Genomic DNA, 16,006 nt, shown 5'->3' on the forward strand with positions numbered 1-16,006 from the left:
CCACTTACAAGCTGAGCTTATGTGTGAAATACGATAAATCGATTTTTGTTATCAGTCAGTAACTGTTTCTATGATCGACAGCTCCAGTGCGCAGCAAGACGCAGCGCGCTGGTGGCCATAGCAGCGGCGCGGTCATGTCAGCCCGCCCTGTTATCTGACCCGACGATGGCCACCGTCATGTAGTGCGACTCACAACAACAAGACAGGCGTTTTTTCACATTCTGCCGGCACACTTGAGCGAGAGGTCAGACTCCCATGAACCAAACCCTAGCCACCATCAAACGGTGGCGTATCCAGATCTTTGCCATTACCTGGTTGGCCTACGCCGGCTTCTATTTCACCCGCAAGGCCTTCTCGGTGGCCAAGTTGGGCATCGGCGAAGACCCAAGCTTCATGCTCGACAAGGCGGCAATGGCCAACCTCGATGCCATCTATCTGGCTGCCTACGCAGTCGGCCAGTTTACCTGGGGCATGCTTGCCGACCGTTTCGGGCCGCGCGTGGTAGTGCTTGGCGGGCTGCTGATTTCAGCGGCGGCGGCGGTGGTGATGGGTAGCTACGCGACCTTCCCGATCTTTGCCACCTGCATGCTGATCCAGGGTCTGGCGCAGTCGACCGGTTGGGCGGGGTTGTGCAAAAACCTTGGCAGCTTCTTCCCCTCGTCACAGCGTGGCCGGGTGCTGGGGCTGTGGAGCTCGTGCTACGCCTTCGGCGGGCTGGTGGCATCACCGTTTGCCGGCTGGTGGGCGTATACCCTGATCGGCACCTGGCATGCGGCGTTTTTTTCCAGTGCGGTAGTGGTGGCGCTGGTGGCAGTGTTGTTCTTCTTTCTGCAGCGCAACAAGCCTGAAGACGTCGGCCTGCCGGCGGTCGAACCAGAGCCGCAGAGCATGGCCCCAGGGCCGAACCTGTGCAGCGTCTGGCAACCCTTGCGCGAGATCCTGCGTAACCGCACAGTGCTGACATTGGGCCTGGCCTACTTTCTGTTGAAACCCGCGCGCTACGCCATCTTGCTGTGGGGGCCGGTGATCGTGTTTGAACATATGCCAGCGGTGGGCAAGGTCGGTGCGGCAATCATTCCCACCGCATTCGAGCTGGCCGGGCTGCTCGGGCCGATCATCATCGGCCTGGCGTCGGACAAGCTGTTCGGCGCCCGGCGCATGCCCGCCTGCGTGATCAGCCTGCTGCTGTTGACGGTCACCCTGGCGTTGTTCATGGCAGCGATGAACAGCGGCAGCATCGCCCTGGTAGTGGGCCTGCTGTTTGTCATGGGCCTGACCTTGTACGGCCCCGATTCGATGATCAGCGGCGCCGCTGCAATTGATTTTGGCAGCGCCAAGGCCGGTGCTACCGCCGCAGGCTTCGTCAACGGTTGCGGTTCGGTGGGTGCGGTGCTGGGCGGCTTGCTGCCGGGCTACTTCGACAGCGTCACGGTATTCATCGTGTTTGCCGGCTGCGCGCTGTTCTCCGCGCTGGTGCTGCTGCCGCACTGGAACAGCCGCCCGGTCGCCGCCGAACAGGTGGTCGACGTTGCCCCCAATACCAGCATGGCAATCAAGCCACTGCGCAGCTAAAGGAAAGCCCAAGCGATGAGACCCTTCTGGCTGCAACAAGCCCTGGATCAGGAGCAGGACGCACTGTGCCCGCCGCTGAGCGCCGACATGCGCTGTGATGTGTGCATCGTTGGTGGCGGCTACACCGGCTTGTGGACGGCATTGATGATCAAGGAGCAGGCGCCGCAGCTGGAGGTGGTGCTGATCGAGGCGGATATCTGCGGCGCCGGGGCCAGCGGACGCAACGGCGGTTGTGCGTTGTCCTGGTCGGCCAAGTACTTCACCCTCGAACGCTTGTTCGGCGCGGCCGAAGCGGTGCGCCTGGTACGCGAATCGGAGCGCAGTATTGCGGCCATCGGCGACTATTGCGCAGCCAACGGCATCTATTGCGACTACCGCATGGATGGCACCTTGTACACCGCCAGCAATACCGCGCAACTGGGCGGCACCGATGCGGTGATCGCCGCCCTCGCGCGCGAGGGCATCAATTCCTTCGAGCGGCTGGCGCTTGAGCAGGTGCAGCAGCGGGCGGGCTCGGCGCGTCACCTGGAAGGCTGGTTCTCGCCGGCGGCGGCGACCGTGCAACCGGGGCGGCTGGTGCGTGGCTTGCGCCGGGTCGCGTTGCAGCGCGGCGTGCGCATTTACGAAGGCACTGCCATGACCAGCCTTGAGCATGGTGCACCGGTGCAGGTGCGCACTGCCCATGCAACGGTCCGCGCTGATCGGGTGGTGCTGGGGCTCAATGCCTGGATGGCGCGGGCCTTCCCGCAGTTCGAGCGCAGCGTGGCGATCGTCTCCAGCGACATGGTGATCACCGAGCCGTGCCCTGAGCTGCTCGATGACATCGGCCTGAACAGCGGCATCAGCGTGCTCGATTCGCGCATCTTCGTGCATTACTACCACAACACCAGCGACGGTCGGCTGATGCTCGGCAAGGGCGGCAATACCTTCGCCTATGGCGGGCGCATGCTGCCGGTGTTTGATCAGCCTTCACCCTATCAGCCGCTGTTGCGCCAGACGCTCAACGAATTTTTCCCGGCGCTGGCCGAGGTGCCGATTGCGGCGAGCTGGAACGGGCCGTCGGACCGTTCGGTGACCGGCTTGCCGTTCTTCGGGCGGCTGGACGGGCAGGGCAATGTCTTCTACGGCTTCGGCTATTCAGGCAGTGGCGTCGGCCCTTGTCATATGGGCGGGCAGATTCTCTCGTCGCTGGCCCTGGGCCTGGACAACCCCTGGACCCGATCGGGGCTGGTCAAAGGCCCATTGGGGCAGTTTCCGCCGGAGCCGATCCGATATCTGGGCTCGCTGCTGGTGCGCGATGCAATCCGCCGCAAGGAGCGGGCAGAAGACCGCGGCGTGCGGCCACGGCGGCTGGACGTGCGCCTGGCCAGGTATGCCGCAGCCGCTGGCAAAGCCGACAAAGGCTGATATTGATCAAGCCTCAGTGCCGGCTTGCGGCGCAGGCGCGAGATTTTTTGTCGAGGGCCGTATAAACTGCTGCCACTTTGGCCGGTCGCTTCCTGAACCGGCCCGCAGAAACGTAGAGAGTCGACATGGGCGCACAGTGGAAAGCCAAGCACAGAGAAACCGCAGCCAATGCCAAAGGCAAAATCATGGGCAAGCTGGCCAAGGAAATTCAGATCGCTGCCAAATCCGGCGCCGACCCTGACTCCAACTCGCGTCTGCGTCTGGCGATAGAACAGGCCAAAAAGGCCTCGATGACCCGCGAGACCCTTGAGCGGGCGATCCGCAAAGGCGCAGGTCTGGATGGCGATGCGGTGCAGTACACCGCTGTCAGCTACGAAGGCTTCGCGCCGCATCAGGTGCCGCTGATCGTCGAATGCCTGACCGACAACGTCAACCGCACCGTCGCCCAGATCCGCGTGCTGTTCCGCAAGGGTCAGTTGGGCGCCAGCGGTTCGGTGGCCTGGGACTTCAACCATGTTGGCCTGATCGAAGCCACCCCGGACAGCGCTGACGCCGATCCGGAAATGGCTGCCATCGAAGCCGGCGCGCAGGACTTCGAAGAAGGTGAAGAGGAGGGCGCGACCCTGTTCATCACCGATACCACCGACGTCGATGCTGTACAGAAAGCGCTGCCAGCCCAGGGCTTTACCGTGATTTCGGCAAAAATCGGTTACACCCCGAAAAACCCGGTAAGTGCTGCCAGCCTCAGTGCTGAGGCACTGGCCGAAGTTGAAGCGTTCCTCGAAGCGATCAACGACAACGACGACGTGCAGAACGTCTACGTCGGCCTGACTGACTGATCAGTGCATGGGGGCCGCATTGCGGCCCTTTCGCGGCGCAACGCTGCTTTTGTGTGGTACGTCATGCATCCTGTCTTCGCCTCGCTCAGCCTTGCCCACCTACGGACTCTCGATTGCCTGCTCGAGCTGAAAAACTTAAGCCATGCCGGTGAGCGCCTGGGCGTCAGCCAGTCGGCCTTGAGCCGCCAGTTGGCCAGCTTGCGCGAGGCGTTCGATGATCCGTTGCTGGTCCGTCAGGGCCGTGGTTACGTGCTCAGCGAGCATGCCGAGGCGCTGGTCGAGCCGCTGCGCCAGGTGCTCGAAGCCTTGCAGGCGTTGCGCGAGCCGGCTGTGTTCGACCCGGCCCGGTGCGAGCGGCGCTTTTGCCTGGCCGCATCGGATTACGTTGCCGAGCACATGTTGCCGTTGCTGGTGGCGGCGCTTGAGGTGGAAGCGCCAGGAGTGTCGCTGGATTTTCGTACCTGGCAGGCAGGGCAGTATGCGCAGCTTGCCAGCGGTGAGATCGACCTGGCCACGACGCTGTTCGACGAGTCGCCGGCGAACCTGCATGGCCGCCTGCTTGGCGAGGACCGCGCCGTATGCCTGATGCGCGCTGATCACCCGCTGAGCGCCCGCGAGGTTCTGAGCCAGGATGATTATCTGGCCTTCAAGCATGTGCGCATCAGTGGCGGCGGTGACAAGGACAGCTTCATCGATCGCCACCTGCGCGCGCAAGGGTTGCAGCGCCGGATCAGCCTGGAGGTGCCATTCTTTTCCGCCACCGTACAGGTCGTTGGCAACAGCCAGGCGCTGGCGACGGTGCCCGAGCACATTGCTCGCCAACTGGCACGGCTGCACGGCCTCGCTTGGCGGCCATTGGCTTTTGTCGAGCACAGCCAGCGCTACTGGGTAGTCTGGCATCAGCGCTTGCAGGCGTCGGCCGAGCACCGCTGGCTGCGCAATCGGGTCTATGAAGTGTGGCGTCAGTCGCAGTTCGGCGTGCACGGCGGGCATGCGCCTTCGCCATAGTACCTATGCACCAGGCGGGGTTATTGCGTGACGTCCACGCGCCTAGACTGGGCTGCAGCAACAGCAGCCCATTCTCAGCCCGCAAGGAGCCCGCGCGTGACCCCCGAACAATTCCGCCAACACGGCCACCAACTGATCGACCTGATTGCCGACTACCGCCAGACCATCGCCGAGCGCCCGGTCATGGCGCAGGTCGAGCCCGGCTACTTGAAAGCTGCCCTGCCTGCTGCCGCGCCGCAGCAAGGCGAGCCCTTCGAAGCGATCCTCGACGATTTCAATAAACTGGTCATGCCCGGCCTGTCGCACTGGCAGCATCCAGACTTCTATGGCTACTTCCCCTCCAACGGCACCCTGTCGTCAGTCCTCGGCGACTTTCTCAGTACCGGCCTGGGCGTGCTCGGCTTGTCCTGGCAATCCAGCCCGGCGCTGAGCGAGCTGGAAGAAACCACCCTCGACTGGCTGCGGCAACTGTTGGGTTTGTCCGCGCAGTGGAGCGGGGTGATCCAGGACACTGCATCGACCAGCACTCTGGTGGCATTGATCTGCGCCCGCGAGCGCGCCAGTGACTTTGCCCTCACCCGTGGAGGCTTGCAGGGCCAGCCCAAGCCGCTGATCGTGTATGCCAGCGCCCACGCCCACAGCTCGGTGGACAAAGCTGCGCTGCTGGCAGGGTTCGGTCGCGAGAACATCCGCCTGATCGCTACCGATGAGCAGTTCGCCATGCAGCCAGCGGCGTTGCAAGCGGCCATCGAGGCTGACCTGGCGGCGGGTAATCAACCTTGCGCGGTAGTCGCCACCACCGGCACCACGACCACCACTGCGCTGGACCCGCTGGCCGCGATCGGCGCTATCACCCAGGCACACCAGCTGTGGCTGCATGTCGACTCGGCCATGGCCGGCTCGGCGATGATCCTGCCTGAGTGTCGCTGGATGTGGGACGGTATCGAGCTGGCGGACTCGGTAGTGGTCAACGCGCACAAATGGCTAGGGGTGGCCTTCGACTGCTCGATTTATTACGTGCGCGACCCCCAGCACCTGATCAGGGTGATGAGCACCAACCCGAGTTATCTGCAGTCGGCGGTCGACGGCGAGGTGAAGAACCTGCGTGACTGGGGCATTCCGTTGGGCCGGCGCTTCCGTGCGCTGAAGCTATGGCTGATGCTGCGCAGCGAAGGGGTTGAGGCCCTGCAGCAGCGCTTGCGCCGCGATCTGGACAACGCTCGCTGGCTGGCCGCTCAGGTTGAGGCCGCAGAAGATTGGCAGGTGTTGGCGCCGGTGCAGTTGCAGACGTTGTGTATTCGTCATTGCCCGGACGGGCTGGAGGGTGCGGCGCTGGATGCGCATACCCGCGCCTGGGCCGATCGGCTCAATGGCTCGGGGTTGGCGTATGTCACGCCGGCAACGCTGGAGGGGCAGTGGATGGTGCGGGTGTCGGTAGGGGCGCTGCCCACCGAGCGTGAGCATGTCGAACGCTTGTGGGCCAACTTGCAGGTGGTGGTCAGCGCTTGAAACGGCTGGGGCTGCATGCAGCCCCAGCAGTTTTTACTGAGTTGCAGCGGCGTTGAGGCTTCCTTTGCGGGTCGCTTCGTAGGTGTCTTTGTCCATCGGTTTGGCGTTCGGGTTGCCGAGGTCTTCCATCGCCAGGCGGTGCGTCTCAGGCGCCACGTAGGCGGCCAGGGCGCAGATGCAGGTGATGAAGAACGCCGAACCACCCACGACCAGCCAGATGTTTTCCGAGCCTGGTGGCGCGATGGCAGCGAAGACCGCTGGCAGCATGGCAGTGAACATGGTGCCGATGTTCTGCGCGATAGCCATGGCCGAGACGCGGTAGCGGGTGTGGAACAGCTCTGGGTAGAAGCTTGGGAATACCGCGTTGTAGCCCTGGTAGACCATGCCCCACATCAAGATCGATGCGCAGAAGGCCAGCGGCACGTTCTGAATGCTGATCGCATACAGGTAACCGAAGGCCAGCAGACCCGAGCCCAGGCAACCGGCAATCATGGTTGGGCGGCGGCCGATCTTGTCAGACAGGTTGCCAACGAACGGGATCACCAGCACGGCGACGATGTTGCCGACTACCGGGATCCACAGGTACACGCTCTTGTCGAAGCCGATGCCGTAAGCCGGCTGCACCGCGTAGGCTGCACCGAAGACGGTGGCAACTACTGGAATCACGTTCATCAGGGCCATGAACATAACCAGGACCATGTGCTTCCAGCTGTACTTGAACGCTTCCTTGACTGGCGAGCGGGCGATCTTGTCTTTCTGCTCTTCTTTGACGAAGGCCGGGGTCTCGTGGACTTCCTTACGGATGATGAAACCGGCTACCAGCACGAATGCGCTGAGCAGGAATGGAATGCGCCAGCCCCAATCGTTGAAGGCTTCGCTTGGCATGAAGTAGGCCAGTGGCAGGAACACCGCTGCAGCCAGTACCTGACCTGCCTGAACCCCCTGCAGGGTGAAGCTGGCGAAGTAACCTCGGCGTCCGAACGGCGCATGCTCCATGATCATCGAGCTGGCACCAGAGATTTCACCGGCGACCGCAAAGCCCTGAACCAGGCGCAGCAGCACAAGAATGATGGGGGCAATGATACCAATGTCATGGTAGGTCGGCAGCAGGCCAACGGCCATGGTCGAGATACCCATGAGGAACATGCACAGCAGCAGAACGTTTTTGCGGCCGCGGGTATCACCCCAGTGACCGAGGACAACGGCACCTACCGGACGGGCCAGGTAACCGACTCCGTAAGTCGCCAGCGAGGCGATGATGGCCATTTTCGGGTCCATCGACGGGAAGAAGATCTGCGGGAAGATCAGCGCTGCGGCTTGGGCGTAGATGAAAAAGTCGTAGTACTCGAGGGCCGAGCCTATCCACCCACTGGCGGTCGCTTTCTTGGCTTGAGAGCTGGAGTGAGCCATTGTTGTCTCCGTTGTTTTTGTTATTGAACTTATTATGTCGTGACGCTGGGCTTGTCGGTACAGGGTCCGCTGAACGTTCGCAGGGCAGTGAGGAGTTCGAATGGTCTGTAACTGGATTCATGGTTGCCCAGGCTCGAGCACCGAATCAATTCGCCAAATCCGCTTTTGTTCGGTAATCGAACAAAAACTAACCGTTTCGTACAAAAGTCATTGATGGCGGGACTTTACCCGCGAATAATCGATTCTGCCAAGCACCTGCAAGGGTTTTTCGGCTGACGCTTCTCAAATAACAAGGAACTCCAGCATGCAGCGTTCGATTGCCACCGTGTCCTTGAGCGGCACTCTGCCAGAAAAACTCGAAGCCATCGCCGCAGCCGGCTTTGACGGCGTCGAGATTTTCGAAAATGACCTGCTCTACTACGCCGGCAGCCCGCGCGAGATCCGCCAGATGTGCGCCGATCTGGGCATCGCCATCACCCTGTTCCAGCCCTTTCGCGATTTCGAAGGCTGCCGCCGCGACCGTCTGCAGAAAAACCTCGACCGCGCCGAGCGCAAGTTCGACCTGATGCAGGAGCTGGGCACGGATTTGGTGCTGGTTTGCAGCAACGTCCAGGCAGACGCGCTGAGCGATGAGCAGATTCTGGTCGACGACCTGCGCCTGCTGGCCGAACATGCTGGTGCACGCGGCTTGCGCATTGGCTACGAAGCCTTGGCCTGGGGCCGTCACGTCAATACCTACCAGCAGGTCTGGAACCTGGTGCGCCAGGCCGATCACCCGGCGCTGGGGGTGATCCTCGATAGTTTCCATACCTTGTCGCTGAAGGGCGACCCGAGTGCAATCCGGCAGATTCCGGGCGACAAGATCTTCTTCGTGCAAATGGCCGATGCGCCGATCCTGGCCATGGACGTACTGGAGTGGAGCCGCCACTTCCGCTGCTTCCCGGGGCAGGGCGAAATGGACCTGGCGGGCTTCCTCGCACCGATTCTGCAAACCGGTTATCGCGGGCCGTTGTCGCTGGAAATCTTCAACGATGGCTTCCGCGCTGCGCCTACCCGGCAGAACGCCGCCGATGGCCTGCGTTCGCTGCTGTACCTGGAAGAGAAAACCCGCCTGCAATTGCAGCGCGAGGCCCAGCCGATCGAGCCTGAGGTGCTGTTTGACCCGGCGCCAGCGAGCACCTACGACGGTGTCGAATTCCTTGAATTCGCTGTAGATGAAGCGGTAGGGGCGCGTTTGAGTGGTTGGCTCAAGCGCCTGGGCTTCGTCGAGGCGGGCGCCCACCGCAGCAAGGGTGTCCGGCTGCTGCGCCAGGGCGATATCAACATCGTGCTCAACGCTGAGCCCTACTCATTCGCGCATAACTTCTTCGAAGCCCATGGCCCCTCGTTGTGCGCCACCGCACTGCGGGTCAAGGATGGCCAGGCCGCCTTGCAGCGCGCCACCGCCTACCGTGGCCAGCCGTTCCGTGGCCTGGTCGGGCCCAATGAACGCGAGATCCCGGCCGTGCGCGCACCGGATGGCAGCCTGATCTACCTGGTCGAGCAGGCCGGTGCCGGGCATACCATCTACGACAGTGACTTCCGCCTGGATGCCGCCAGCGGCGCCAGTGGAGGCTTGCAACGCATCGACCACATGGCCCTGGCCCTGCCGGCCGAATCGCTGGACAGCTGGGTGCTGTTCTACAAAAGCCTGTTCGATTTCGAGGCCGACGACGAGGTGGTCTTGCCCGACCCCTACGGCCTGGTCAAGAGCCGTGCCTTGCGCAGCCAGTGTGGCACCCTGCGCTTGCCGCTGAACATCTCCGAAAACCGCAACACCGCGATTGCCCATGCCTTGTCCAGCTATCGTGGCTCGGGTGTGCATCACATTGCCTTTGACTGTGCCGACATCTTCAGTGAAGTGGCGCGGGCAAAAAACGCCGGTGTGCCGCTGCTGGAAATCCCCCTGAACTACTACGATGACCTCGCTGCGCGGTTCGATTTCGACGACGAGTTCCTCAGCGAGCTGGCCTACTACAACGTGCTGTACGACCGTGATGCGCAAGGCGGCGAGCTGTTCCACGTGTACACCGAGGCGTTCGAAGAGCGTTTCTTCTTCGAAATCATCCAGCGCAAGGGTGGCTATGCCGGTTACGGCGCAGCCAACGTCGCGGTCCGCCTGGCGGCCATGGCCAAGGCCCGCAGCGGGGCAGCACGCAAACCTGTGTTGTAAGGCAGGCGCCGGCCCAGCGGCCGGCGCACCTGTCACAAAACCTGACCAATGCGACCATCTGCGCGCTTCCCTGCGTCGCACCAGTCACGGATAATCCCTCCAATTCCAATAATTAGCCTGTGAGTGGGTATGAGTGATTCCGTAGTCAGCCTCGGCGAGCCTGCCCTCGAAGGGGCGCGCAAATCGCGCAAGAACAACCCGGAGAAGACCCGCGAGGACATCCTCCAGGCCGCCATCGGCGAGTTCGTTCAGCAAGGCCTGGCCGGCGCCCGCGTCGACGCCATCGCCGAGCGTACCGCCACTTCCAAGCGGATGATCTATTACTACTTCGGCAGCAAGGAGCAGCTCTACGTCGAGTGCCTGGTCAAGCTGTATGGCGACATTCGCAAGACCGAGCGCAGCCTCGACCTGGAGACCCTGCCGCCCGAGCAGGCCATCCGCCGGCTGGTGGAGTTCACCTTTGATCACCACGACCACAATGTCGACTTCGTACGTATCGTCTCGACCGAAAACATTCACTATGGCGAATACGTCAAGCAATCACCGGTGATCCGCGAGATGAGCAGCGTGGTGCTGGAGACGCTCGGCCGCTCGCTCGAACGCGGCGTTGCCGAGGGCGTGTTCCGCGCGGGTATCGAAGTCATCGACCTGCATATGCTGATGAGCTCGTTCTGCTTCTACCGGGTCTCCAACCGGCACACGTTCAGCGAGATCTTCCAGATCGACATGACTGACGACCAGGTCAAGCAGCGCCACAAGCAGATGATCGGCGACGTCGTGCTGCGCTATATACGTGCTTGAACCGGGCTATTCGCCCAGGCGTTGCTCGCGCGACGGCGGATAGCCAAAGTAGGCCGCATAGCACTTGCTGAAGTGCGATACCGAGACAAATCCGCAGGCGACGGCCACTTCCATCACCGACAGGTCCGAATACTGCAGCAGACGCCGGCTCTTGGTGATGCGCAGCTCCATGTAGTAGCGCCGCGGTGAGGTGCCCAGTTGCGCCTGGAACAGCCGGTCGATCTGGCGCCGCGAGCGGTCGCTGTAGGCCGCCAACTGGTCGAGGCTGAGGGTCTCCTCGAGGTTGTTTTCCATCAGCTCGACGATGGTGCGCAGGTGCAGGCTCATGGATTTTTTCGCGCCAGGGCCGACCTGCCGATAGCGCGCCCCCGAGAACGACAGAATCTCCTCGACGCCTTCGGCCAGGGCGTCACCGTACAAGCGCCGGACCAGCCCAAGCATCAATTCCATCGCGCCATTGGGGCTGGCCGCGGTCAGCCGGTCACGGTCAAGGGTGAAGCTCGCCGGCGTGATCCGCGTTTGCGGGCTGCGCTCGGCCAGGCTGGCACGCTGTTCAGGGTGAACGCTGCAGCCATAGTCACTCAAGACTCCGGCCCGCCCGAGAAACCACGCACCGTTCCACAGCCCGCCCAAGGCCAGGCCGTGATGGCTGCAGTCCTGCAGCAGACGGTCCAGTGCCGGGTACTTGAGTGGAGTGCGCAAACCGCCGCAGATGATCAGCAGATCAGCCTGCTTGAGGGCTGCCGGATCCAGATCGGTGGCGATCAGCTCAAGGCCCAGGTCGCTTTGCACGCGCTCGCCATCCAGCGACAACGGGGTAAAGCCGAAGCTGTCGGCGCGCAGCAGGTTGGCCGTGACCAGGACGTCCATGGCCACAGTGAAACTGGCCATCGAAAAATGCTCGAGCAAGACGAAATCGACCTGGTAGGGCTTCTGCACACTGGCATCTGCGGACTTGGTCCGGAACATGTTGCTGGTGCTGGTCTTCTTGCTGAATTGACGAGGTGTGGCCACTGCCGGCTCCGCTTCCTGGCTGACGCGGTGAGTGTGCTGTGGGCGCCGGGCAAAGACAACAGAGGCGGCGCTGGGGTGGTAGTTGAGGTCGTTATTGGCGACATGTTCTATGCTGGCCGGCCGCCCACCCGAGTATTCAAGATGAAATACGCCGCCGCCCTGCTATTCGCCTGTCTGCCGCTCCTGGCCAACGCCGTTGCAGTCGGCGATCAACTCGCGCCCTGGACCCTGCAGGATCAGCATGAGCAGAGCTACACTCTGGATGGCGACACCCGCATTCTGCTTGTAGCCCGCGACATGGACGGGGCCAAGCTGGTCAAGGCGGCCATCGCCGAGCAGCCCAAGGGTTACCTGGAGGCGCGGCATGCAGTGTTCGTCGCGGATATCCAGCGCATGCCGTCTATAATCAGCAAGCTGTTCGCCATTCCAGCCATGCGTGACTACAGCTACCGGGTCATGCTTGATCGTCAAGGTGAAGTCGCCAGCCGTTACCCTGGGCAGGAAGGCCAGGTGCTCTGGTTGCAACTGGACCACAGTCGCGTGGTAGCACAACAGCAGTTCAGCGATGCCAAGGCGCTGCAAAGTGCGCTGGATCAGGTGACGAAGCCCTGAGACGGGCTGAATCGGAATGAACCCTTGCGCCCTCTGCGGGACCAAAGCATTACATGCTCACGGGAGGACGCTTATGGAAATCGGAACGATCTGGATCATCGTCGCCGCTGTGGTCATCGCCCTGGAAATCTGGGCGATCTGGAACATCATCGGCAGTGAACGGCGAGCGGAGCGAAAAATGCTCTGGGTCGTCTTTGTTGTCTACGCGCCTGTGCCTGGGCTGTTGTTCTGGATGTGGCGCGGCCCGCGGGCGGTCAAAGGCCGTCATGTGCTGGAAGAAAAATAATCCTCTTGACCTCGGGTTAACCTGAGGTTTGATACTCGGTCGTTCTTTCACTCGATGGAGCGACCGCATGTCCCACGTTTTTCAGTTGTCCAATCCCGCCGGCCTTTACGACCCCACCGCCAATGCTTATTCGCATGTTGCTCAGGTTCGCGCCGACAGCTGCCTGCTGTATGTAGCCGGGCAGGGCGGCGAAGATGCTCAGGGCAACCTGTCAGCACTGTTTGCTGAACAGGCGACCCAGGCGTTGCTCAACCTGCAGCTGGCGCTGGCTTCCAAAGGGGCCGGTCTGGGCGACGTATTCAAACTCACCTTGCTTATCGTTGATCACAGCGAAGAGCGTCTGCGCCAATGGGTGCAGGCGGCAGATCAGGCCTGGGGCGAGCACATGAAGCCAACCTGCACGCTGATCCCGGTACCGCGTCTGGCGCTTGATGGGATGCTGATTGAGGTTGACGCAGTCGCTGCCATCGGTAGGCAGGGTGAAGGCGACCACTAAAGCGCCATTAAGTTCACAAAAAAATCCGCTCAGCCGGCATAATGCCACTGTCTGTCTCGGCCCGGTCTCTTGCCGGGCCTTTTCTTGTGCGTGTTGCCGATCAGAGAAGCCTCATGTCGCTAGTCAGTAATCCCGACGTCATGTATCGCCTGTTGATTCAGAGTGTGGTGGATTACGCCATCTACATGCTTACGCCGCAAGGCGTGGTCGCCAACTGGAACCCGGGGGCGCAACGCGCCAAGGGTTACAGCGCCGAGGAAATTGTCGGGCAGCATTACTCGCTGTTCTACGACCATGAGGATCGCGCCGCCGGCATCCCCGAGCGCAATCTCGAGCTGGCGCGCAGCACCGGCCGGTTTGAAGAGCAGGGCTGGCGAGTGCGCAAGGACGGCAGCTCGTTCTGTGCACATGTGGTAATAGACGCAGTTCTCGATGCTGATGGGCAGTTGCTCGGTTTTGCCAAGATTACCCGCGATGTGTCCGAGCGCCATCGCTACGAGCAGGAGCTGCTCAAGGCCAAGGAGCTGGCCGAGCAGCACAGCCAGGAAATGGCCGACCTGTCGCGTTTTCTCGACTCGGTGATCGCCAACATTCCGGCCAGTCTGATCGTCCAGGATCTCGACAGCCATCGCATCCTGTTGGCCAATCAGCAGGCCGAGCGTCTGTTTGGCGGCCTGGGCGCGAGCATGATCGGCCAGTTGCCAGAAGATTGCCTGCAGCCAGAAGCGGTCGATTACCTCCAGCAGCAACTGACGCGTGGTTCGCGCAGCAGCAAGGGCTACGCCTCGGAAACTCGGGTGAATACGGCCTGTGGCCCGCGAACTTTGCGCAGCCGAGCATTGCTCAGCGAAAACCGCGAGGGCCAGCCGAACTATGTGCTGTTCGTGGCTGAGGATGCGACCGAAGAGCTTGCCGCGCATGCGCAGATCCACCACATGGCGCACCATGATGCCTTGACCGGGTTGCCTAACCGCACGTTGTTCCATGAGCGCTTGAAGCAGGCGCTGCAGCGCGCAGAGGAGAGTGGCAAGCTCACCGCCGCGCTGTGCCTGGACCTGGATAACTTCAAGAACATCAACGACTCGCTCGGCCATGCTTTTGGCGACAAGCTGCTGCGTGCGCTGGGCACTCGCCTGCGCGGTGAACTGCGCGATCAGGACACCTTGGCGCGGCTTGGCGGCGATGAATTCGCTGTCGTCCTCAATGGCATGGACAGCCCGCAAGCTGCCTGTGTCACTGCGCGTCGCCTGATCGAGGCGATGGCGCCGGCATTTCGTATCGAGGGGCATCAGTTCAGCGTTGGCGTCAGCATCGGCATCGCCATTGCGCCAAATGACCATGAACATGCCGAGCAACTGCTGGGCTACGCCGACATGGCTTTGTACGAGGCAAAGCGCAACGGCCGCAATCGTTACGAGTGCTTCCATCTTGAGCTCGACAATGCCGCCCGTCAGCGTCGCCTGGTCGAAACCGATTTGCGCACCGCCTTGCACCTGGGGCAGTTGCAATTGCACTACCAGCCGGTGGTCGATCAGCAGACCCATGCGGTCACAGGTTACGAAGCATTGCTGCGCTGGGAGCATCCCAATCGCGGCATGATCATGCCGATGGACTTTATCCCAATCGCCGAGGAAACCGGCCTGATTCACGAGATCGGCGCCCGGGCTCTGAACCTCGCCTGCCAGGAGGCAGCCACCTGGGGCACAGACCAGGTGGTTTCGGTCAACCTCTCGCCCGTGCAGTTCAAAAACGCCAATCTGTTACACGTCGTGACTCTGGCATTGGCGGACTCGGGCTTGCCCGCTCACCGTCTGGAGTTGGAAATCACCGAGTCGGTTCTGTTAGGCAACAGCGAGGAGAACGTCAATACCCTGAGGGCACTGAAGGCGCTCGGAACGTCGATTTCGCTGGATGATTTCGGCACCGGCTATTCATCGCTGGGGTATCTGCGCTCGTTCCCGTTCGATCGGATCAAGATCGACAAATCGTTCGTCAATGACATGTGTGACAGTCGCGAAGCGATGTCGATCATCCGCGCCATCACCGAACTGTCCAGCAGCCTGATGATCAAGACAACTGCAGAGGGTGTCGAGACGCCCGAGCAGATGGAACTGCTGCGCGCCGAGGGTTGCTCGCACTTCCAGGGGTTCTTGTATGGACGGCCGGTACCAGCCAGCGAGCGCTTGATTACAGTGAGCCAGGTCGACGGCGCCGGGCCCGCTGCAACCAAGTTGTAATAGCGGCCTTTTAGCCAGGGGTCAGGCCTGCGTGGAGTCCGCGGGCCCGATCATCTGCACGACCTTGTCGCGCAACTGGTCGATACTGAACGGCTTGCCGATCGAGTGCATGCCCTCGGGCACGCTCAAGCTGTCGGCATAGCCACTGGCAAACAGCACGGGCAGCAGCGGGCGAATTTCCCGTGCCTTGCCCGCCAGTTCCTGACCGCTCATATCGGGCAAGCCGACGTCGGTCATCAACAGGTCCAAGGGCATGTCAGGGTCATTGAGGATAGCCAGGGCACTGGTGGCGTCTGCTGCTTCGATCACCTTATAGCCAAGATCCTCGAGCACTTCGACCATCAGCATACGTACGATGTCGTCGTCTTCGACTACTAGAAGGGGGTGCATGTCGCGGTCCTGTACCAGATAAGTGTCTCTACTCTGTGCCTGTATCAGGCCCAGAAGTTCCCAATATAACGTTCACTGCAATCAGATGGAACGATTGGCGCACCCCGTTCTCAAATACTGGCTAAATGCCCCTGCCATAAATGGCAAAGCTGGTTAGACTTCGCTGTCAGACCCGCCAGTGGGACACTGCAGCAGCATCTTGCAGGTGCCGGC

The 16,006-nt window shown here is 61.7% G+C and carries 14 protein-coding genes; 11 read left to right on the forward strand and 3 right to left on the reverse strand.

All coding sequences use genetic code 11. From position 1 onward, the window contains the following. Positions 1–255: 255 nt before the first annotated feature. The 5 genes from ACQZ2L_RS06890 (at position 256) to ACQZ2L_RS06910 (ending at position 6,335) form a co-directional block, all read left to right on the forward strand. The gene (locus ACQZ2L_RS06890) at positions 256–1,572 is read left to right on the forward strand and encodes an MFS transporter (protein ID WP_430325351.1); all 1,317 of its coding nucleotides are present in this window, start codon (positions 256–258) and stop codon (positions 1,570–1,572) included. A 15-nt stretch (positions 1,573–1,587) separates the two neighbouring features. After that, the gene (locus tag ACQZ2L_RS06895; RefSeq protein WP_430325352.1) at positions 1,588–2,979 is read left to right on the forward strand and encodes an FAD-dependent oxidoreductase; all 1,392 of its coding nucleotides are present in this window, start codon (positions 1,588–1,590) and stop codon (positions 2,977–2,979) included. Between the two features lie 125 nt (positions 2,980–3,104). After that, positions 3,105–3,818: a YebC/PmpR family DNA-binding transcriptional regulator gene (locus ACQZ2L_RS06900; RefSeq protein ID WP_103437761.1), complete on the forward strand. Its 714-nt coding sequence runs from the start codon at positions 3,105–3,107 to the stop codon at positions 3,816–3,818. A gap of 63 nt (positions 3,819–3,881) precedes the next feature. Further along, the gene (locus tag ACQZ2L_RS06905) at positions 3,882–4,826 is read left to right on the forward strand and encodes a LysR family transcriptional regulator (protein WP_430325353.1); all 945 of its coding nucleotides are present in this window, start codon (positions 3,882–3,884) and stop codon (positions 4,824–4,826) included. A 96-nt stretch (positions 4,827–4,922) separates the two neighbouring features. After that, a complete protein-coding gene (locus ACQZ2L_RS06910) occupies positions 4,923–6,335 on the forward strand; it encodes a DOPA decarboxylase (RefSeq protein WP_430325354.1) in 1,413 nt (470 codons plus the stop codon). Positions 6,336–6,368: 33 nt separating this feature from the next. On the opposite strand, the gene ACQZ2L_RS06915 is transcribed toward ACQZ2L_RS06910, so the two are convergent. Beyond that, a complete protein-coding gene (locus ACQZ2L_RS06915; RefSeq protein ID WP_430325355.1) occupies positions 6,369–7,745 on the reverse strand; it encodes an MFS transporter in 1,377 nt (458 codons plus the stop codon). A gap of 304 nt (positions 7,746–8,049) precedes the next feature. On the opposite strand from ACQZ2L_RS06915, the gene quiC reads away from it, so the two are divergent. Then, complete coding sequence (gene quiC, locus ACQZ2L_RS06920; protein ID WP_430325356.1) at positions 8,050–9,957, forward strand: 3-dehydroshikimate dehydratase QuiC; 1,908 nt, start codon at positions 8,050–8,052, stop codon at positions 9,955–9,957. 129 nt (positions 9,958–10,086) lie between these two features. Next, positions 10,087–10,758 carry a TetR/AcrR family transcriptional regulator gene (locus ACQZ2L_RS06925; protein ID WP_430325357.1) on the forward strand — a complete coding sequence of 224 codons (672 nt, stop codon included), beginning with the start codon at positions 10,087–10,089 and terminating at the stop codon, positions 10,756–10,758. 6 nt (positions 10,759–10,764) lie between these two features. On the opposite strand, the gene ACQZ2L_RS06930 is transcribed toward ACQZ2L_RS06925, so the two are convergent. After that, positions 10,765–11,772 carry a GlxA family transcriptional regulator gene (locus tag ACQZ2L_RS06930; RefSeq protein ID WP_430325358.1) on the reverse strand — a complete coding sequence of 336 codons (1,008 nt, stop codon included), beginning with the start codon at positions 11,770–11,772 and terminating at the stop codon, positions 10,765–10,767. Between the two features lie 141 nt (positions 11,773–11,913). Between ACQZ2L_RS06930 and ACQZ2L_RS06935 the strand changes: the two genes are divergently transcribed. From ACQZ2L_RS06935 to ACQZ2L_RS06950, 4 genes are all read left to right on the forward strand, one after another. Continuing rightward, positions 11,914–12,384 (forward strand): FAD/FMN-containing dehydrogenase, encoded by a 471-nt coding sequence (locus tag ACQZ2L_RS06935; protein WP_430325359.1) that lies wholly within the window; start codon positions 11,914–11,916, stop codon positions 12,382–12,384. Between the two features lie 73 nt (positions 12,385–12,457). Next, positions 12,458–12,670, forward strand: coding sequence for a PLDc N-terminal domain-containing protein (locus ACQZ2L_RS06940; protein ID WP_430325360.1), 213 nt, complete (start codon positions 12,458–12,460; stop codon positions 12,668–12,670). 67 nt (positions 12,671–12,737) lie between these two features. Continuing rightward, complete coding sequence (locus tag ACQZ2L_RS06945; protein ID WP_430325361.1) at positions 12,738–13,166, forward strand: RidA family protein; 429 nt, start codon at positions 12,738–12,740, stop codon at positions 13,164–13,166. A gap of 113 nt (positions 13,167–13,279) precedes the next feature. After that, positions 13,280–15,403: a sensor domain-containing protein gene (locus ACQZ2L_RS06950; protein WP_430325362.1), complete on the forward strand. Its 2,124-nt coding sequence runs from the start codon at positions 13,280–13,282 to the stop codon at positions 15,401–15,403. Between the two features lie 21 nt (positions 15,404–15,424). Here the strand turns inward: ACQZ2L_RS06950 and ACQZ2L_RS06955 are convergent, their stop codons facing one another. Further along, entirely contained in the window at positions 15,425–15,793 is a 369-nt protein-coding gene (locus ACQZ2L_RS06955) for a response regulator (RefSeq protein WP_430325363.1), read from the reverse strand. Positions 15,794–16,006 lie beyond the last annotated feature (213 nt).

This window comes from Pseudomonas shirazensis (assembly GCF_050496565.1).
In the GTDB taxonomy this organism is placed as follows: domain Bacteria; phylum Pseudomonadota; class Gammaproteobacteria; order Pseudomonadales; family Pseudomonadaceae; genus Aquipseudomonas; species Aquipseudomonas shirazensis_A.